18 protein-coding genes and 1 riboswitch are annotated in these 18,756 nt (G+C 66.1%); of the genes, 14 read left to right on the top strand and 4 right to left on the bottom strand.

The annotated features are described in order from the left end of the window. The first annotated feature begins 15 nt into the window (after positions 1-15). From rpmH to C380_RS23835, 8 genes are all read left to right on the top strand, one after another. Complete coding sequence (gene rpmH / locus C380_RS23875) at positions 16-150, top strand: 50S ribosomal protein L34 (RefSeq protein ID WP_005798102.1); 135 nt, start codon at positions 16-18, stop codon at positions 148-150. Between the two features lie 73 nt (positions 151-223). After that, positions 224-739 carry a ribonuclease P protein component gene (locus C380_RS23870; protein WP_043565830.1) on the top strand — a complete coding sequence of 172 codons (516 nt, stop codon included), beginning with the start codon at positions 224-226 and terminating at the stop codon, positions 737-739. Continuing rightward, entirely contained in the window at positions 736-1,029 is a 294-nt protein-coding gene (gene yidD / locus C380_RS23865) for a membrane protein insertion efficiency factor YidD (protein WP_015016412.1), read from the top strand. The genes C380_RS23870 and yidD overlap by 4 nt, the downstream gene beginning before the upstream one ends. Continuing rightward, positions 1,026-2,741, top strand: coding sequence for a membrane protein insertase YidC (gene yidC / locus C380_RS23860; RefSeq protein WP_015016411.1), 1,716 nt, complete (start codon positions 1,026-1,028; stop codon positions 2,739-2,741). The genes yidD and yidC overlap by 4 nt, the downstream gene beginning before the upstream one ends. A gap of 126 nt (positions 2,742-2,867) precedes the next feature. Then, positions 2,868-4,096, top strand: a protein-coding gene (locus C380_RS23850) for an IS3 family transposase (protein ID WP_369750442.1) whose coding sequence is annotated in 2 segments (ribosomal slippage) — positions 2,868-3,213 and positions 3,213-4,096 — 1,230 coding nt in all. Because the reading frame shifts where the segments join, the coding sequence is not laid out codon by codon here. 74 nt (positions 4,097-4,170) lie between these two features. Further along, a complete protein-coding gene (mnmE, locus tag C380_RS23845) occupies positions 4,171-5,592 on the top strand; it encodes a tRNA uridine-5-carboxymethylaminomethyl(34) synthesis GTPase MnmE (protein ID WP_015016410.1) in 1,422 nt (473 codons plus the stop codon). An 81-nt stretch (positions 5,593-5,673) separates the two neighbouring features. Next, entirely contained in the window at positions 5,674-6,165 is a 492-nt protein-coding gene (locus C380_RS23840; protein WP_043565827.1) for a Crp/Fnr family transcriptional regulator, read from the top strand. A 111-nt stretch (positions 6,166-6,276) separates the two neighbouring features. Continuing rightward, the gene (locus C380_RS23835; protein ID WP_015016408.1) at positions 6,277-7,242 is read left to right on the top strand and encodes a hypothetical protein; all 966 of its coding nucleotides are present in this window, start codon (positions 6,277-6,279) and stop codon (positions 7,240-7,242) included. Positions 7,243-7,312: 70 nt separating this feature from the next. On the opposite strand, the gene C380_RS23830 is transcribed toward C380_RS23835, so the two are convergent. Continuing rightward, complete coding sequence (locus tag C380_RS23830; RefSeq protein ID WP_043565825.1) at positions 7,313-7,867, bottom strand: adenine phosphoribosyltransferase; 555 nt, start codon at positions 7,865-7,867, stop codon at positions 7,313-7,315. A 223-nt stretch (positions 7,868-8,090) separates the two neighbouring features. On the opposite strand from C380_RS23830, the gene C380_RS23825 reads away from it, so the two are divergent. Further along, positions 8,091-11,144, top strand: a complete 3,054-nt coding sequence (locus C380_RS23825; RefSeq protein WP_015016406.1) for an EAL domain-containing protein — start codon at positions 8,091-8,093, stop codon at positions 11,142-11,144. A 122-nt stretch (positions 11,145-11,266) separates the two neighbouring features. Here C380_RS23825 and C380_RS23820 read toward each other — a convergent pair whose 3' ends face one another. Continuing rightward, positions 11,267-13,252 carry a monovalent cation:proton antiporter family protein gene (locus tag C380_RS23820; RefSeq protein WP_015016405.1) on the bottom strand — a complete coding sequence of 662 codons (1,986 nt, stop codon included), beginning with the start codon at positions 13,250-13,252 and terminating at the stop codon, positions 11,267-11,269. Between the two features lie 126 nt (positions 13,253-13,378). Here C380_RS23820 and C380_RS23815 point away from each other — a divergent pair, with 126 nt between their 5' ends. From C380_RS23815 to C380_RS23800, 4 genes are read left to right on the top strand one after another with little or no spacing between them, the layout of a single operon-like run. Beyond that, the gene (locus C380_RS23815) at positions 13,379-14,380 is read left to right on the top strand and encodes an SIS domain-containing protein (protein ID WP_015016404.1); all 1,002 of its coding nucleotides are present in this window, start codon (positions 13,379-13,381) and stop codon (positions 14,378-14,380) included. 2 nt (positions 14,381-14,382) lie between these two features. Beyond that, the gene (locus tag C380_RS23810; protein WP_015016403.1) at positions 14,383-14,952 is read left to right on the top strand and encodes an HAD family hydrolase; all 570 of its coding nucleotides are present in this window, start codon (positions 14,383-14,385) and stop codon (positions 14,950-14,952) included. Next, positions 14,949-15,569, top strand: coding sequence for an LPS export ABC transporter periplasmic protein LptC (gene lptC / locus C380_RS23805; protein ID WP_015016402.1), 621 nt, complete (start codon positions 14,949-14,951; stop codon positions 15,567-15,569). Before C380_RS23810 ends, lptC begins: the two co-directional genes overlap by 4 nt. Positions 15,570-15,609: 40 nt before the next feature. Beyond that, positions 15,610-16,392 carry an SDR family oxidoreductase gene (locus C380_RS23800; RefSeq protein WP_015016401.1) on the top strand — a complete coding sequence of 261 codons (783 nt, stop codon included), beginning with the start codon at positions 15,610-15,612 and terminating at the stop codon, positions 16,390-16,392. Positions 16,393-16,514: 122 nt separating this feature from the next. On the opposite strand, the gene C380_RS23795 is transcribed toward C380_RS23800, so the two are convergent. Next, positions 16,515-17,081 (bottom strand): RNA-binding protein, encoded by a 567-nt coding sequence (locus C380_RS23795; RefSeq protein ID WP_015016400.1) that lies wholly within the window; start codon positions 17,079-17,081, stop codon positions 16,515-16,517. 272 nt (positions 17,082-17,353) lie between these two features. Further along, on the bottom strand, positions 17,354-17,731 hold the full coding sequence (locus C380_RS23790) for an RNA-binding protein (protein ID WP_015016399.1): 378 nt from the start codon (positions 17,729-17,731) through the stop codon (positions 17,354-17,356). A 245-nt stretch (positions 17,732-17,976) separates the two neighbouring features. Beyond that, positions 17,977-18,162: riboswitch (yybP-ykoY riboswitch) on the top strand. A 16-nt stretch (positions 18,163-18,178) separates the two neighbouring features. Here C380_RS23790 and C380_RS23785 point away from each other — a divergent pair. Further along, positions 18,179-18,745 (top strand): TMEM165/GDT1 family protein, encoded by a 567-nt coding sequence (locus C380_RS23785; RefSeq protein WP_015016398.1) that lies wholly within the window; start codon positions 18,179-18,181, stop codon positions 18,743-18,745. Positions 18,746-18,756 lie beyond the last annotated feature (11 nt).

Raw genomic sequence — 18,756 nt, 5'->3', positions numbered from 1 at the left:
TCAAGGAATAGCACCATGAAACGTACTTACCAGCCCTCCAAGACGCGCCGCGCGCGCACCCACGGTTTCCTCGTCCGCATGAAGACCCGCGGCGGCCGTGCCGTTATCAACGCACGCCGCGCCAAGGGCCGCAAGCGCCTGGCCGTCTAAGGCCGTTACGGTCTACGGCCTGCTCCCCGCCTGTTCCCGGTTTGTACCGCCAGGTTCCAAACGGGGCGCTTGCATGCACAGGCTAAAAACCCGGCCGCAGTTCCAGGCTGCCATGGCGGGAGGCACTGTCTCCCGCACGGCACATTTCGCGTTGCACCGTTTGGCACTGGATGCCAGCAGCACCGCAATGGCCAGCCAAGCCGCCGCTGTTGCACCCACAGGGCCCGGCTCCTTGCCGCACGCGCAAGGGCCGCAGGCCCTGTTTGTCGTTCCTGGCGTCTGGCTGGGTGCCATGGTGCCCAAGCGCTGGGCGCGCCGTGCCGTGACGCGCAACGCCATCAAGCGGCAGATCTACACCGTGGGCGCCACGTTTGAGGGGCGTTTGCCGCAGGCCGCCCATGTGGTGCGCCTGCGCTCGGCGTTTGATCGCAAGCAGTTTTTGAGCGCCACGTCCGACCAGCTCAAGCAGGCGGTGCGCGCCGAGCTGCTGCAGCTGTTCGGGTACGCCACCCGGCATGCGGGCGCCGCAGTTGCAGCACCTGTGCCTGTACCTGCACCTCCGGTGGCAGAGCCGGTGACCACCTCATGATGCAGCGCCTGCTGATCGGCGTGGTCAAAGGCTACCGGCTGTTCCTCAGCCCCTGGCTGGGCTCGGCCTGCCGCTTTGAGCCGACCTGCTCGGTCTATTCGCTGCAGGCGCTGGAGCAGCACGGCGCCGCAGCAGGCAGTTATCTGACGGTGCGCAGGCTGGTACGCTGCCACCCCTGGTGCGAGGGGGGCCATGATCCGGTCCCGCAAGATCTGCCGCGCAGCCTGCGGCTTTTCTCCCGGCTCACCCCTTCCACCACTCCCCCATCCTCACCAAAGAAGTCTTCATGAACGACATTCGCCGCACCATCCTGTGGGTGATTTTTGGCTTTTCCATGGTTCTGCTGTGGGACAAGTGGCAGCTGCACAACGGCAACAAGGCCACCTTTTTCCCGACCACGCCCGCAGTGACGGCCCCTGCTGCCGCAGCAGCAGGCGCGGCCTCCGGCGCGACCGGGGCCGCCAGCGTGCCAGCCACCAGCGTGCCCACGGCTACTGCGGCCGCGCAGGGCGCAGCAGCGGTGCCCGGCCAGCCTGCCGCAGCGGCTGCCCCTGCCAAGCGTGAGCGCATCGAGGTCAAGACCGACCTGTATCGTCTGGTATTCGACAGCGAAGGTGGCTCGCTCACGCAGGCCGAGCTGCTCAAGCACGCCGACATGACCGACAAGGCGCGCAACTTCCTGTTGCTGGACGAGAGCGCCCAGCGCGTCTACGTGGCGCAGACGGGTCTGGTGGGCGGCACCTTCCCCACGCACAAGACGGCGATGACGGCCGTGCCCGGTCCGCGTGAGCTCAAGGACGGTGAAGAATCCATCAGCATCCGTTTCGAATCGCCGGACCAAGGTGGCGTGAAGCTGGTCAAGACCTGGACCATCAAGCGCGGCGCTTACGACATCGCCGTCAAGCACGACATCGTCAACACCGGCAGCGCCGCCGTGTCGCCCCAGCTGTACCTGCAACTGGTGCGCGACGGCAACAAGCCGCCAGGCGAGTCGTCGTTCTATTCCACCTTCACCGGCCCAGCGGTCTACACCGAAGCCAAGAAGTACCAGAAGATCGAGTTCAAGGACATCGAAAGCGGCAAGATCGACATCCCCAAGGACTCTGCCAATGGCTATGCAGCCATGGTCCAGCATTACTTCGCCACGGCCTGGCTGCTGGCGGATGGCGTGCAGCGCGAGCCCTTCGTTCGCAAGGTGGACACCAACCTGTACTCGGTGGGCATGCTGACCTCCCTCGGCACCATCGAGCCGGGCGCCACCAAGACCATCGACGCGCGCCTTTTCGCCGGTCCGCAGGTCGAGACCATGATGGAAAAGCTGTACCCCGGCCTGGAACTGGTCAAGGACTACGGCTGGCTGACCATCCTGTCCAAGCCGCTGTACTGGCTGCTCGACAACCTGCACAAGCTGCTGGGCAACTGGGGCTGGTCCATCGTGGCCCTGGTGCTGTTGCTCAAGATTGCCTTCTATTGGCTCAATGCCAAGGCCTACGCCAGCATGGCCAAGATGAAGTCCATCAACCCCAAGATCATGGAGATGCGCGAGCGTCTGAAGGACAAGCCGCAGCAGATGCAGCAGGAGATGATGCGCATCTACCGCGAGGAAAAGGTCAACCCCATGGGTGGCTGCTTCCCCATCATGATCCAGATCCCCGTGTTCATTGCGCTGTACTGGGTGCTGCTGTCCAGCGTCGAGATGCGCAATGCGCCCTGGATCGGCTGGATCCACGACCTCTCCGCGCCGGACCCGTTCTTCATCCTGCCCCTGCTGATGACCGCCAGCTCGTTGCTGCAAACCGCGCTGAACCCCGCACCACCAGACCCGATGCAGGCCAAGATGATGTGGTTCATGCCGCTGATCTTCAGCGTGATGTTCTTCTTCTTCCCGGCTGGCTTGGTGCTGTACTGGCTGACGAACAACATCTTGTCGATTGCGCAGCAGTGGATCATCAACACCCGCATGGGCGTGCCACCGCAGTTCAATCTGCCCAAGTTCAAGTGATCCGGCAGCGGCAACGCTGACATCCACGAACTGACCCCTCAAAGGCCGCGCAAGCGGCCTTTTTTCTGCCCACTGACCCGTCCTGCCTGGCGTTGACACGAGGACCTTTCAAAAAGGGTATGTGTCATGGAATCAAGTGTCAAACGCACGCAGCGCGACTACACACTGGCCTTTAAGTTGGCGGTGGTGGAGCAGGTGGAAAAAGGCGAGCTCACGTACAAACAGGCGCAGCAGCACTACGGCATCCAGGGTCGCTCGACGGTTCTGGTCTGGCTGCGCAAGCACGGTCGCCTGGGCTGGAGTCCTGCGGCATCATCTGCAGCCATGCCGATAGACAAGAAGAACACTGTTGCTCTCACGCCCGAGCAGCAGATCAAGGCGCTGCAGGTGCAGCTCGCACAGGCGCAGGAGAAGGCCAGGCTATTCGAAGCCGTCATCGACGTGCTGCGCAAGGACTATGGGGTGCGCATCGTAAAAAAGCCTTTGGGCAAGTCCTCGCGCAAAACCTCATCGCAGGGTTGAGCGTGAAGAGGGCTTGCCAGCATATGGGCCACAGCCGTCAGGCGTATTACCAGGGTAGGCGCCGCGAGGCCGATCGCTTGGCGAATGCGCAGACGGTGGTGGAGTTGGTGCGCGAGCAGCGCATGCGCCAACCACGCATAGGCACGCGCAAGCTGCACCACTTATTGCAGGAGCCGCTACAGCGCCGAGGCATCGACTTGGGCCGCGATGCAATGTTCGACGTCCTGCGCAATGCCAGGCTGCTGGTGGCACCCCGGCGGGCGTATCACAAGACAACAGACAGTCACCACCGCTTCAGGCACCATCCGAACCTTCTCAAGGTAGGGCCGCAACAGATCCACGCCAGCGGCAGCGAGCAGGTCTGGGTGGCTGACATCACCTACTTGCCCACACACGGCAAGTTCGTCTATCTGAGCCTGGTCACGGATGCGTATTCCAGGAAGATCGTCGGCTGGCACGTGCATGAGAGCCTGCAGACCGAAGAGGTGGCGCAGGCCATGAAGATGGCGCTCTCGGGGCGACAGAGCAGCCGACAGTTGGTGCACCACTCCGACAGGGGTATCCAGTACTGCGCGACGTACTACCAGGCCCTGCACAAGCGCCACGGCGTGATCTGCTCGATGACGGACGGCTACGACTGCTACCAGAACGCGCTGGCCGAGCGGGTCAATGGCATCTTGAAGAGTGAGTTCTTGCTGCAGCGCCCCGCCGATCTGGGGCAGGCCAGACGCATGGTCGAGCAGTCAGTCGACATCTATAACTGCGAGCGACCGCATCTGTCGCTGAAAATGCAAACGCCCGATGCAGTGCATCGGGCGTCATTGGCCGGATAGTCCGGCTGGAGTTTTTAACCGTCCTGGGTGTCAACGCTATTCAGGACGGGTCACACCTTGTAAAGTCCCTGCCCATGCTTGCCCGCCACCACGACCCCATCGTTGCCATCGCCACTGCCCCCGGGCGCGGGGCCGTCGGCATCGTGCGGGTGTCGGGCAAAGGGCTGGCGGCGCTGGTGCAGGCGCTGTGCGGCCGCACCCTCAAGCCGCGCGAGGCGACGTACTTGCCCTTTCGGGATGTACAGGGCCAGGCCATCGACCAGGGGCTGGCGCTGTACTTCCCCGGCCCGCACAGCTACACCGGTGAGGATGTGCTGGAGCTGCAGGCCCACGGCGGCCCCGTGGTGCTGCAGTTGTTGCTGGCGCGCTGCCTGGAGGCGGGCGCCGCCACCGACCCTGCCACGGGCCAGCCCTGCCTGCCGGGCCTGCGCGTGGCCCAGCCCGGCGAGTTCACCGAACGCGCTTTCCTGAACGACAAGATCGACTTGGCCCAGGCCGAGGCGATTGCCGACCTGATCGACGCCAGCACCGAGGCCGCAGCCCGCAGCGCCAGCCGCTCGCTCACCGGCGCGTTCTCGGCAGAAATCCACAGCCTGCGCGACGCGCTCATCCACCTGCGCATGCTGGTGGAGGCCACGCTCGATTTTCCTGAAGAAGAAATCGACTTCTTGCGCAAGGCCGATGCGCATGGTCAGCTATCGAATCTGCAGCAAACCCTGGCCTCGGTGATGCAGCGCGCACGCCAGGGCGCCCTGCTGCGCGAGGGCATCAAAGTGGTGATTGCCGGGCAGCCGAATGCAGGCAAAAGCTCGCTGCTCAATGCGCTGGCGGGGGCCGAGCTGGCCATCGTCACGCCCATCGCGGGCACCACGCGCGACAAGGTGCAGCAGACCATCCAGATCGAGGGGGTGCCCCTGCACATCATCGATACCGCCGGCCTGCGCGACAGCAGCGACGAGGTCGAGCGCATCGGCATCGCCCGTGCCTGGGACGAGATTGCCGGAGCGGACGCCGTGCTGTTCCTGCACGACCTGTCACGGCAGGATGCTCCTGAATATGTAGCTGCCGACGCAGATATCGAAAGCGCCTTGGGGCAAAAACTGCCCAAAAACATTCCCGTGATCGATGTCTGGAACAAGCTGGACTGCGCGGCGGGTGAGGCCGCCCCAGCCCGCCCTGAGCGCCCGGCGGTACACCTCTCGGCCCGCACCGGGCAAGGTCTGGACGGGTTGCGGAAGCTGCTGCTGGATGTGGCGGGCTGGCAGTCGGCGCCCGAGGGCATCTACATTGCCCGGGCGCGCCATGTGCAGGCGCTGCAGGCGGTGTCTGCCCACCTGCAGGAGGCCGCCGACCAGCTGAAGGCCCAGGGCCCGGCGCTGGACTTGCTGGCCGAGGAGCTGCGGCTGGCGCAGAACGCGCTGAGCGCCATCACTGGCGAATTCACCTCCGATGACCTGCTGGGCGTGATCTTCTCCAGCTTCTGTATCGGTAAATAACGACCGTTGGTCGCCCTATCTTGTAAACGGACGTAAACAGCGCTTGTGTCCGATCTGTAACAGGGTTACTTTCGGCGGACCATGAATGTTCCCATGCCCGTTGCCTCCAAGGTGGACCTCAAAGGTCTGATCGACGCCATTGCCCAGACCACGGCGGAGGACAGCATGACCAACCCGCTGACGGCCGCCCAGTGGGAGGTGCTGTCGTCCTACCTGCTGCCGGTGGTGCTGCCCGCCGGCCAGGTGCTCTTCAGCCAGGGCGCCACGGACCGCACACTGTATCTGGTCGAAAGCGGCAGCCTGAGCGTGCACTACCAGGACGAAAAAGAACGCCTGCGCCTGGCGATTGTGGGCGCAGGCTCGGTGGTCGGCGAAGGCGCTTTCTTCTCACACCGCGCACGCAGCGCCACCGTGCAGGCCAGCGCACCCTGCAAGCTGTGGAGCCTCACGGCCATCCGCTTCACCGAGCTGACCAACCGCCAGCCCGCCATTGCCCTGGGTCTGGCCATGGCCGCAGGGGCTGTGCTGGCCAAGCGCCTGGGCAACCGCCGCCGCCGCGTTGCGGCCACCTGACAGGCAGGCCCTGTCGGGGGTTTTCCTCGGGCTTCTCCCGCCTTCTGCGGGGGGATGGCGCGTTACACTCGATTTGGATTTTGTCCAGGCACCATCCGAAGAAAGCAAGCCATGTCCCTGTTCAGTTGGTTCAGCCGTAAACCCGCTCCCGCCAAGCCCCGCGCAGCGGCCGAGCCCTCCGGCCTGTTCAACGCCGACGCCACCGTGCCCCTGCAACCCGGGCGCCAGGGCAAGCCACTCGTGGAGCCCCAGCCGCCCGAGCACGCCGCCAACCGCAAGAATGAGCGCATGGAGCGCCGGGAGTTGCTCTATACGGTGGTGCGCGATGCCATGGTGCGCGCGGGCGTTCTGTCGGCCAGCTACAAGTTCAAGGTGCTGTCGCTCGACCAGCGCGGCCGCCAGTTCCTGGTGATGATGGACCTGGCCCGCGAATACGGCGGCGAGACGGTGCGCCTGAGCGAGATCGAGGCCCTCATCGCCCAGACCGCCAAAACCCGCTACGACATCCTGGTGACAGCCGTGTACTGGCGCATCAACGACCATGTGGCGGTGGGTATTCCGCAAAAGGGCGTGGCACCGCAAGGCGCTGCGTTGCCACTGCAAGCGGCTTCCACAGCGGTGCGCCGCCCACCTGTTGCGGCGACGGCCCCGGCACCCCTGGCCCCATCGCCCGCCCCCTTGGCAGGTGCACGCCCCGCCGTGGCTGCACCCGCACCGGTGGCTCCAGCTCCTTTGGCGCCGGCAGCGGCCCCGCTGGCTGCGCGCCGCCCGCTCGGCGCGGTGTCGGCCCCCGCGCCCCTCGTGTCTGCACCCGCACCGCTGGCCGCAGCGCGGCAGCCCTCTTCTACCCGCTTTGAACCCATTGAGGCCGACGAGGTGGCCGCGTTCAAGCGCGCGCTGGCGAACGCGGCAGGGTCGTCAGCGGCCACTGCCGCGGCCGCCAAGCCGGGTGTACCCGTGCGTTCAGGCCCGCTGCTGCCCCCGTCCCAGCCCACGGGTTTTGAAGACACCGAAATGCCCGGTGCTGACGGCCCCGCTCCCGACCTCAGCAGCACGCAGTACGGCGAACTCAACTGAGCCCAAGGTCACCAAAGGTCATGTGGTGCACGCCCTGAGCGGGCCGTGCGCCCGTGCCAAGGCCCTCGGGTCAGTGCCCTGCAAAGTCCACCAGGGTGTACAGCGGCAGGCCCGCATCGCGCAGGCGCTGTGATCCGCCCAGCTCGGGCAAATCGACAATGGCAGCGCCTTCGGTGACGGTGGCCCCCAGTTTCTCCAGCAGCTTTTTGCCGGCCATCATGGTGCCGCCGGTGGCGATCAGGTCATCGATCAGCAGCACGCGGTCGCCGGCCTTCACGGCGTCGGTGTGCAGCTCCACCGTGGCGCTGCCGTACTCCAGTTCATAGGTCTCTTCCACCGTGGTGAAGGGCAGCTTGCCTTTCTTGCGGATGGGCACAAAACCCACGTTCAGCTCATAGGCCACCACGGCCCCCAGGATGAAGCCCCGCGCGTCCAGGCCTGCCACCACATCGGGGCGCAGCGCCTTGTCCATGTAGCGGTGCACAAACGCGTCAATCAGCACGCGGAACACTTTCGGGTCCTGCAGCAGCGGCGTGATGTCGCGGAACTGCACGCCGGGCGCGGGCCAGTCGGGGACGGTGCGGATGTGCTGGCGGAGGTACTGGTTGACGCTGAGGGGCTGCATGGCGGGTGTGGGAGTGATGACGGTGAGGCGGCCCGGACGGGGCCAGCGCCTGGGCGCGCGCCCGGCGCTGGCCGGTGGCGCGGGGCTCGGAAAGTGCGAGAGTGTAAACAGCCCGGCCGTTCCCGCGCGTGCCTGCACCAGACGCCATAATGTGTTTCACTGGCGTTACAAACTGCGCGCCGCCTGTGGCGGGCGGTGCCCCAACCCCCACGACGATCGGCCCATGCCCATCTCCGTCCTGCTGATCGAGAGTGATCACCCCCACGCACAGGCCGTGGCGGGGGCGCTGGCCGACCCCTGGTCGGGCTGGCGCGTGGACGTGGTGGAGTCCATCACCGAGGCGCGCGAATATCTGCTGCGCCACCGGCCCGATATCGTGCTGGCGGCCCAGCGCACCATGGACGGCTCGGCCTTTGACCTGCTGCAGCTGCTCGACGGCGTTCCGGCCATCATCATCGTGCGCATGGGGGCGGAGACCCACGCGGCGCAGGCCATGCGGCACGGCTTTGACGACTTCACCGTGCAGGACCCGGCGCTGGACTACCTGCTCACCCTGCCCGCACAGATCGAAGCCGTGCTGGAGCGCACCTCCAGCGCCCGTGCCCGCCGCGCCGCCGAGGCCATGCTGGCGCGCCAGCACCGGCTGCTGCAGGCCATCTCGCGGGCCCAGGGCATGTTCATTGCCAGCTCGGGTCCCCGGGCGGCGTTCGAGGCGCTGCTGGGCGAGTTGATGACGCTGACCCAGAGCGCGTTCGGCCTGGTCGGCCAGGTGCAGCGGGCCGATGACGGGCACCCCTACCTGCGCGTGCACGCGATGACCGACATCAGCTGGGACGAGGCCTCGCGCCAGCGCTACGCCCAGCATGCCGAGGACGGCATGGTGTTCGACAATCTGCATTCGCTGGTGGGCGCGGCCCTGGTGTCGGGCGAGCCCGTGATCAGCAACGATGCCAACCACGACCCGCGCAGCGCAGGCACGCCGCCCGGCCACCCCACGCTGCGCACCTACCTGGGCCTGCCCATCCACGCCGCAGGCGAGCTGGTGGCCATGGTGGGCCTGGCCAACCGCAGCAGCGGGTACTCCAACGCCGACGTGCAGTTTCTGCAGCCTCTGCTGAGCACGATCGGCCAGCTGGAGACCGCCCGCCGCGCCGAGCTGGCCCGCAGCCATGTGGAGGCCGAACTGGCCCGCACCAGCGCCCTGCTGGCCGAGAAGACCCGCGCCCTTGAAGGCACGCTGGACAACATCTCCCAGGGCATCACCAACGTGGACGCCGAGGGGCGCATCCGCGTCTACAACCAGCGCTACCTGGAGCTGCTGGACCTGCCCGAGAGTCTGCTGGCCCAGCAGCCGCTGGTGGAAGAGGTCGTGCGCTTTCAGACCGAGCGGGGCGACTTCGGTCCCAATTTCCAGCTCATCGAGCCCATGGCGCGCAACTATGTGGCCTCGGAGTATGCGGCCCATGGCAACCGGATGCCCCTGCCTGACAGCTATGTGCGGCGCACGCCCAAAGGCCGCTACATCGAGGTGCGCACCCGCGCCCTGGAGCCCGGCGGGCGCGTGCGCACGTTCACCGATGTCACCGACTACCTGAGCACGCTGGAGGCGCTGCGCCAGAGCGAGGCGCGCTGGCGCAGCCTGACGGACCTGTCGTCCGACTGGTATTGGGAGCAGGACGACCAGTTCCGCTTTGTGCGGCTGGACGGCAACCCATACCACACGGAGGGCGTGCCCGATGAGATGCACTACGGCCTGACCCGCTGGGAGCTGCCCGACACCTTCGTCACCGAGGGGCAATGGCGTGAACACCGCAAGCAGCTGGAGGCGCACCAGGTCTTTCACGACTTCGAGATGCAGCGCCTGTCCCAGGACGGCAAACCCGTATGGGTGTCGATCAGCGGCGAGCCCATTTTTGACGAAGAGGGGCGCTTCACCGGCTACCGGGGCGTGGCGCGCGACATCACCGAGCGCAAGCTGGCCGAGGCCGAGATCCAGCGCCTGGCGTTCTACGACGAACTCACCGGCCTGCCCAACCGGCGACTGCTGATGGACCGGCTGGAGCGCGCGGTGGCTACCACCCAGCGCGAGGGTCGCCACGGCGCGCTGCTGTTCCTGGACCTGGACAACTTCAAGGGCATCAACGACACCATGGGCCACGAATGGGGCGACCGCCTGCTGGTGCAGGTGGCCGCGCGCATCGGGGCCTGTGTGCGGGCCACTGACACCGTGGCGCGGCTGGGTGGTGACGAGTTTGTGGTCGTGGTGCAAGGCCTCCACAGTCAGGAGGTCGAAGCCGCCGCCGAGGCCGAAGCCGTGGGGCAGAAGGTTCTGGTGGCGCTGAACCAGCCCTATGTGGTGGACGGCTGCGACATGCACAGTACGCCCAGCATTGGCATCGCGCTGTTCCAGGATGCGCAGCAGCCTGTGCAGGAGCTGCTCAAGCGCGCCGACCTGGCCATGTACCAGGCCAAGGCGCAGGGGCGCAACACCCTGTGCTTTTTTGACCCCGCCATGCAGGCCGCTGCGTCGGCGCGCTCGGCACTGGAGGGCGATATCCGCCAGGGCCTGGCGCGCAACGAGTTTCTGTTGCACTACCAACCGGTGGTGGACGCCACCGGCCACCTGCTGGGAGCCGAGGCGCTGGTACGGTGGCAACACCCGCAGCGCGGCATGGTCTCGCCCGCCGACTTCATCCCGCTGGCCGAGCAGACTGGGCTCATCCTGCCCCTGGGCCGCCAGGTGCTGGCCATAGCCTGCCGCCAGCTGGCCCAGTGGGCTACCGCCCCGGCAACGGCTGCGTGGACGCTGGCCGTCAACGTGAGTGCGCAGGAGTTCCGCCAGCCCGATTTTGTGGAGCAGGTGCTGGCCGCGCTGCGCGATGCGGCCGCCAACCCGCGTCTGCTCAAGCTTGAACTGACTGAAAGCCTGCTGCTGCACGACGTGGAGGACAGCATCCTCAAGATGCAGGCGCTGCGCACGCTGGGGGTGGGCTTTTCGCTGGACGACTTTGGCACAGGTTATTCATCGCTCAGCTACCTCAAGCGCCTGCCGCTGGACCAGCTCAAGATCGACCAGAGCTTTGTGCGCGACGTGCTCACTGACCCCAACGACGCCACCATCGCCTGCACCATCATCACGCTGGCCCGCAGCCTGGGCCTGGACGTGGTGGCCGAGGGGGTGGAGACCGAAGGGCAGCGTGCGTTCTTGCTGCGCAACGGCTGCCGCCAGTTCCAGGGCTACCTGTTCGGGCGGCCTGGGCCTGCGGAGTTGCTGTAGTTTGCTATCAAATGTGTAGCTATTTGCGCATATTGCACTAGCGCTACAGGCCGATTTCATTCAAATGGGGTGCCTAGCCACCCGCTGAGTTGCCGGCGGCGTGCCCCAGGCTGGTCAGCTGGTCAGCCTTTCAGCAGCTTGTCTTCTGCGAGCGCCAGTGCAGCCGGGTGGCCCGACAGCACCAGCGTGTCGCCTTCGGCCAGCAAGGCCTCGTCCACCGCTGCGCTCACATGGCCGTTGCCTCGCCGCAGGTTGACCACGCGCACGCCCATGGCCGGCAGCGCCAGCTGACCCAGGCTGCGGCCGAGGGCCGTGGAGCCGGGGGGCAGGTTGATGGTGGACAGGCGCTCCTGGTCGCGCTCGTTCACCGTGTCGTCGTCCGCGCCGTGGAAGTAGCCGCGCAGCAGGTTGTAGCGCGCATCACGCTGGTCCTGCACCAGCCGCAGCACGCGGCGCATGGGCACGCCTACCAGGGCCAGGGCGTGGCTGGCGAGCATGAGCGAGCCCTCGATGGCTTCGGGCACCACCTCGGTCGCGCCGGCCTCCTGCAGCTTGTCCAGGTACAGGTCGTCCTGTGTGCGCACCACCACCGGCACCTGCGGCGCGTGCGAGCGGGCATTGGCCAGCACCTTCAGCGCGGCGGGCACGTCGATGTAGGTCACAGCCACGGCGCTGGCGCGCACCAGGCCGGAGGCCATCAGCGCCTGCAGGCGGGTCGCGTCGCCATACACCACCGAATCACCGGCGGCGGCGGCCTGGCGCACGCGGTCCGGGTCCAGGTCCAGCGCCATGTAGGGGATGCCCTCGTGCTCCAGCATGCGCGCCAGGTTCTGCCCGCAGCGGCCGTAGCCGCAGATGATCACGTGCTTGCTGGTGTTGATGGACTTGCGCGCAATCGATGTCATCTGCAGCGACTGCTGCAGCCAGTCGCTGGCCACCAGCTTCATCACGATGCGGTTGCTGTACATGATGAGGAAGGGCGTGGCCAGCATCGACAGCACCATGGCCGCGAGGATGGGGTTCATCAGCGCTGGCTGCACCAGCCCGTTGTTCTGCGTGAGCGACAGCAGCACAAAGCCGAACTCGCCCGCCTGCGCCAGGTACAGCCCGGTGCGCAGCGCCACACCGGTGGTCGCGCCCATGCCCCGCGCCAGCACCAGGATGATCCCCAGCTTGAGCACCAGCGGCACCGTGAGCAGCATCAACACCAGCGCCCAGCGGTCCACCAGGATGTGCCAGTCCAGCATCATGCCGATGGTGATGAAGAACAGGCCCAGCAGCACATCGTGAAAGGGCCTGATGTCCGTGCCCACCTGGTGGCGATACTCGGTCTCGGACACCAGCACGCCCGCAATGAAGGCGCCCAGTGCCAGGCTCAGGCCCGCCAGCTCGGTCAGCCAGGCCAGGCCCAGTGTGATCAGCAGCAGGTTCAGCATGAACAGTTCGTCGCTCTTGCGCCGCGCGACCAGCGTGAGCCACCAGCGCATCAGCCGCTGCCCGCCGGTGAGCAGCAGGCCCACCAGCACCGTGGCCTTGATCAGCGCCCAGCCCAGCGAAGTCAGCAACTGGTCGGGCGACGACCCCAGCGCCGGAATCAGCACCAGCAGCGGCACCACGGCCAGATCCTGGAACAGCAGGATGCCCATCACCCGCCGGCCGTGTTCGCTCTCCAGCTCGGCCCGCTCTGCCATGAGCTTGACCACAATGGCCGTGCTGCTCATCGCCATCACGCCCGACAGCGCCAGCGCCGTCTGCCAGCCCATATCCCACACCCCGCCCGCCCAGCGCGACAGCACCAGCGCCAGGCCAGACACCACGGCCATCGTCAGCACCACCTGCATCAGCCCCAGGCCAAACACCTGCTTGCGCATGGCGCGCAGCTTGGGCAGGCTGAACTCCAGCCCGATGGCAAACATCAGGAACACCACCCCGAACTCGCCCAGGTGGCGCACGCCTTCGGAGTTCTGCGCCAGCGCCAGCGCATGCGGCCCGATGAGCACCCCGGCCGCCAGGTAGCCCAGCATGGGCGGCAGCTTGAGGCTGCGACAGGTCACCACGCCCAGCACCGCGGCCAGCAGGTAAAGCAGTGTGAGGGCGAGAGAAGACATGGGTTCGATGCTATCCGAGGCTTGTGCGCGAGCAAGGGTCTTTTGAGCAGGCGATGCACGGTCCGTGCCAGAGGGCATCCCGCTGACAGGGCCCCGCTCGGCATGCCCGGTCGATAGAATCCCTGCATGACTCCCGCCCCCGCCGCGCTGCCCCCTTTTGACGCTGATCAGGCCCTGCGCCTGGCCCGCGAGACCTTCGACATCGAGGCGGCGGCCTTAACCGCTCTGTCAAACCGCGTGGACAAGCTGTTTGCCCAGGCGGTGCAGATGGTGCTGCAGACCCGGGGCCGTGTGGTGGTGATGGGCATGGGAAAAAGTGGCCATGTGGGCCGCAAGATTGCCGCCACGCTCGCTTCGACTGGTACCCCCGCGTTTTTCGTACACCCCGCCGAAGCCAGCCATGGCGACCTGGGCATGGTCACGGCTGGCGACGTGGTGCTGGCGCTGTCCAACAGCGGAGAAGTGGGTGAAGTGACCGCCATCCTGCCCGTGATCAAGCGGCTGGGCGTGCCTTTGATCGCGATGACCGGTGGGCTGCAGTCCACGTTGGCGCGCCATGCGGACATCGTGCTCGACTGCGGTGTGGAGCGCGAAGCCTGCCCGCACAACCTTGCACCGACAACAAGTACCACGGCCCAGATCGCCATGGGCGACGCGCTGGCCGTGGCCCTGCTGGACGCCCGGGGCTTCCGCCCCGAAGACTTTGCCCGCTCGCACCCTGGCGGTGCGCTGGGCCGCAAGCTGCTCACCCATGTGAGCGACGTGATGCGCTCGGGCACCGAAGTGCCGCGTGTGGCGCCTGACGCCTCGTTCAGCGACCTCATGCGCGAGATGAGCGCCAAGGGCCTGGGCGCTTCGGCCATCGTCGATGCAGCAGGGCAGGTGCTGGGCATCTTCACCGACGGCGACCTGCGCCGCCGCATCGAGGCCGGGGCAGACCTGCGGTCCACCACCGCCGCCCAGGTCATGCACCCCAACCCCCGCCGCATTGCCCCCGACGCCCTGGCCGTGGACGCCGCCGAAATGATGGAGGCCCACGCCATCACCAGCGTGCTGGTGGTGGACGCAGCGGGCGTGCTGGTGGGCGTGGTCCACATCGGCGACCTGATGCGGGCGAAGGTGATCTGACGATGGCGCTGGATCCTCAGACCTCTCCCTCTCCTGCCCTGCAGATTGACCCTGAACTGCTGCTGCGCGCCCAGGGCGTGCGCGTGGCCTTTTTCGACGTGGACGGTGTGCTCACCGACGGCGGCCTGTACTTCAGCGAAACGGGCGAGACCATCAAACGCTTCAACACCCTGGACGGCCACGGCCTCAAGCTGCTGCAAAAGGCGGGCATTACTCCCGCCGTGATCACCGGCCGCGACTCCGCCCCATTGCGCGTGCGCCTGAAGGCCCTGGGCGTGGAACACGCCGTGTTCGGCACCGAAGACAAGCGCCCCGCCGCCGAGCAGATGCTGGCCACCCTGGGCCTGACCTGGGCGCAGGCCGCAGCCATGGGTGACGACTGGCCCGACCTGCCCGTGATGCGCCGCAGCGCCTTTGCCTGCGCGCCCGCCAACGCCCAGACCGAGGTGCGCCACGCAGCCCACTTCGTCACCCAGGCGCGTGGGGGCGATGGTGCGGCGCGCGAGCTGTGCGATCTGCTGCTGGTGGCCACGGGCCGTTATGCGGCGCTGCTGGCGGACTACACCGCATGATCCGCGTGATCCGCCAGGGCTGGGACCAGCTCTCGATCTACCTGCCCGTGGTGCTGATGGGCCTGCTGGCGCTGGGCACCTGGTGGCTGGTGCGCAACGCGCCCATGCCGCAGTTGCCCGCCATCGACCGGCCCGTAAAGCACCAGCCCGACTACTTCATGAAGTCCTTTTCGGTGAAGACCTTCGACGCCACAGGCCGCCTGCAAAGTGAGGTGCAAGGTGACGAGGCACGCCACTACCCCGACACCGACACGCTGGAAATCGACCAGGTCCGCATGCGCTCGGTCAGCCTCGATGGCCGGGTCACCGTGGCCACCGCCAACCGGGCCCTGAGCAATGCCGATGGCTCCGAAGTGCAGTTGTTCGGCAATGCCATCGTCACGCGTGAACCGCTGCCCGCCAAGCCGGGGGCGGCGGCGCAGCCCCGGATGGAGTTCCGGGGTGAGTTTCTGCACGCCTTCACCAACACCGAACGGGTGCGCTCGGACCAGCCGGTCACGCTCACCCGCGGCAACGACCGCTTCACTGCCGACAGCATGGACTACGACAACCTCGACCAGGTGCTGCAACTGCGCGGGCGCGTGCGCGGCATGATCCTGCCGGGCACCACGCGATAGCCCCACGCCACCCCGCCTTGCCGCCACAGCCGGAACGCACATGACCCAACCCCTTGTCTTCATCACCGGCGCCTCCAGCGGCATTGGCCAGGCCCTGGCCCACCGCTACCACCAAGCGGGATTCCGCCTGGCGCTGGTGGCTCGGCGCACTTCCGAGGTCAAAACATGGGCAAGCGCACAAGGAATAAGCCCTGTTAGCTATGAAATTTATAGTGCCGACGTATCGGTGAGCGACAGCATCGTGGCTGCGGGGCGTGACTGCATCGCACGCCAGGGGGTGCCAGATGTGGTGATTGCCAACGCCGGCATCAGCGTGGGCATGGACACGGCCGTGCTGAGCGACATCGATGTCATGGCCCGCACCTTTGCCACCAACAACATCGGCATGGCGGCCACCTTCCAGCCGTTTGTGGATGCCATGGTGCAGCGCGGCAGCGGCACCCTGGTGGGCCTTGGCAGCGTGGCCGGTATCCGCGGTCTGCCGGGCCATGGCGCGTATTGCGCCAGCAAGGCGGCGGTCATCAGCTATTGCGAGAGCCTGCGCGGTGAATTGCGCCCCCATGGCGTGCGCGTGGTGACGGTGTCGCCGGGCTACATCGACACCCCCCTCACTCAGCAGAACCGCTACAGCATGCCGTTTTTGATGCAGCCTGCCGATTTTGCCGACCGGGCCTTTCGCACCATTCAGGCGGGCGTGAGCTACCGGGTCATCCCCTGGCAGATGGGCGTGGTTGCCAAGCTGCTGCGCATGCTGCCCAACCCCTTGTTTGACAAGGTGCTGGCGGGCCGCCCGCGCAAGCGCCGCCAAAGCGAAATGCAGTGAGTGGCAGGGCTTGCACGAGGAGCCTCAAGGCGCCAGCAGGGGAGATGGATGGCTACCTCGACGTGCAGTCACCATGAAAAAGGGCCCCTGAGGGCCCTTTTGACAGAAAGAACGGGTGTGATTCAGTAGCCGCCGTTGCCGCTGCCACCGTAGCCGCCACCACCGCCATTGCGACCGCCGCCTCCGCCGTTGCGCGAGCCCGAACCGTAGGGGCTGCGGAAGCCACCTTCGCTGCGGCCACCGCCGCCGTAGCCGCCGCCACCGTCACGGCCACCGCCGTAACCACCGCCACCGCCCTCGCGGCCACCACCATAGCCACCGCCGCCGCCTTCACGGCCGCCGCCGTAGCCACCACCACCACTGCGGCCACCACCACTGCGGCCACCACCGCCGTAGCCGCCGCCACCGCCGCCAAAACCACCACTACGGGGTGGGCGTGGCTCCATAGGACGGGCTTCGTTGACCACAATGCTGCGACCGCCGAGGGGCTGGCCGTTCATGCCGTTGATGGCAGCCTGGGCTTCTGCGTCGCTGCCCATCTCCACAAAGCCGAAGCCTTTGGAGCGACCCGTGTCGCGCTCCATCATGACCTTGGCGCTGGTCACGGCACCGAACTGGCCAAAGGCCTGTTCCAGATCACCGTCGCGCACCGAGTAAGGCAGGTTGCCGACGTACAGTTTGTTGCCCATCGAGGGACTCCTCAAAAACACATGGATAAAGCGATGGAGTCCCCAAAACGCAGCCAGCTAATCTCAATGACGCTCTCAGCGCGAAACTGACGGATCACCGCAAACTTGAAACGCAGGCAAAGCCCGCAAAGCCATTATGCGCCACACTTTTACGGAAAAAGCAAGGGGCTTTGCGTGCTGTGGCGCCCATGCTGCGCCAGAACGCAAAAAGGAGCCCGAAGGCTCCTTTTCATGCCGTCAGCAGACCCTGGGGGAATGCTGATGAGGACTTATTAGTAGCTGTTACGGCCACCGCCGTAACCACCACCGCCGCCGCCACCGTAGCCGCCGCCGCTACGGCCACCGCCGTAACCGCCGCCGCCATTGCCACCACCGAAGCCACCGCTACGGGGAGCACGGGGTTCCATCGGACGGGCTTCGTTGACCACCAGGTCACGGCCGCCGTAGTTTTGGCCATGCACGCCTTGGATGGCGGCTTGGGCTTCAGCATCGCTACCCATTTCGACGAAGCCGAAACCCTTGGAGCGGCCGGTGTCACGTTCCATCATGACCTTGGCGCTGCCAACCGAGCCGTACTGGCTGAAGGTCTGCTGCAGATCTTCGTCGCGGAAAGAGTAGGGCAGGTTGCCCACGTAAAGTTTGTTGCCCATGAAGGACTCCTGAAAAAACACAAAAACGCGATGGAGCCCGACGCAATCAACAAACCTGTGACGACTTCAAAGACGCGAAACTGACCATTCACCGCTAAGCTAACTGCCATTCTGCGAACAGAAAAGCGAAACCATTATTAATCACTTTATGGTGCCCGTGGGGGTTTATTTCTGGGTAAATGGGCCCAAAACACCGGGCAAGCGTGGTTTTTCGGTGAATTTCAGGGCAAACCATAGGGTAAAATCCGCCAGTCTTTGGGGAGTAGCCCGCCCGGCCGCGCAATGCGCCGGGGGCATGCGTCAACACACTTGGGTTCTTGGAAACCTATGGCGTATGCGGCTTTTGAGCTGGGCGAGACCATTGACTGCAAACCGATCCACATGGCCGGAGTCGGGGTGCAGTCAATGCGTTTTCCACCCATCCGGCCGGATAGGACCCCCTCCCCCATGGAAGCCTTCTTCATTTCCACCGCCATCGTCGCGCTTGCCGAGATGGGCGACAAGACCCAGTTGCTCGCGCTCGTACTGGCAGCCCGTTTTCGCAAACCCTGGCCCATCGTGCTGGGCATTCTGGTCGCCACACTGGTCAACCACGGCCTGGCTGGCGCTGTCGGCGCCTGGGTGACCACCTTCCTCGGCCCGCAGGTACTGCGCTGGATTCTGGGCGCCTCGTTCATCGCCATGGCGATCTGGATGTTGATCCCCGACAAGCTGGACGAAGGCGAAGCCGACGGCTCCCCGCGCTGGGGCGTGTTCGGCACCACAGTGGTCGCGTTCTTCCTGGCCGAGATGGGCGACAAGACCCAGATTGCGACGGTCATGCTGGCCGCCAAATACAGCGCCTATCTGTGGGTGGTGGCGGGCACCACGCTGGGCATGATGCTGGCCAATGCGCCGGTGGTCTGGCTGGGCGAGCGCATCACGCGCAAAGTGCCCATTCGCGCGGTGCACCTGGTGTCTGCCGCGATCTTTCTGGTGCTCGGCCTGCTGGCCATTTTTTCGTCGGCAGCCTGATCTGAACCGAT

This window comes from Acidovorax sp. KKS102, assembly GCF_000302535.1.
Classification (GTDB): domain Bacteria; phylum Pseudomonadota; class Gammaproteobacteria; order Burkholderiales; family Burkholderiaceae_C; genus Acidovorax.
Note: the sequence above shows the minus strand (reverse complement) of the source record. Positions and strands in the feature narration are given on the sequence as shown.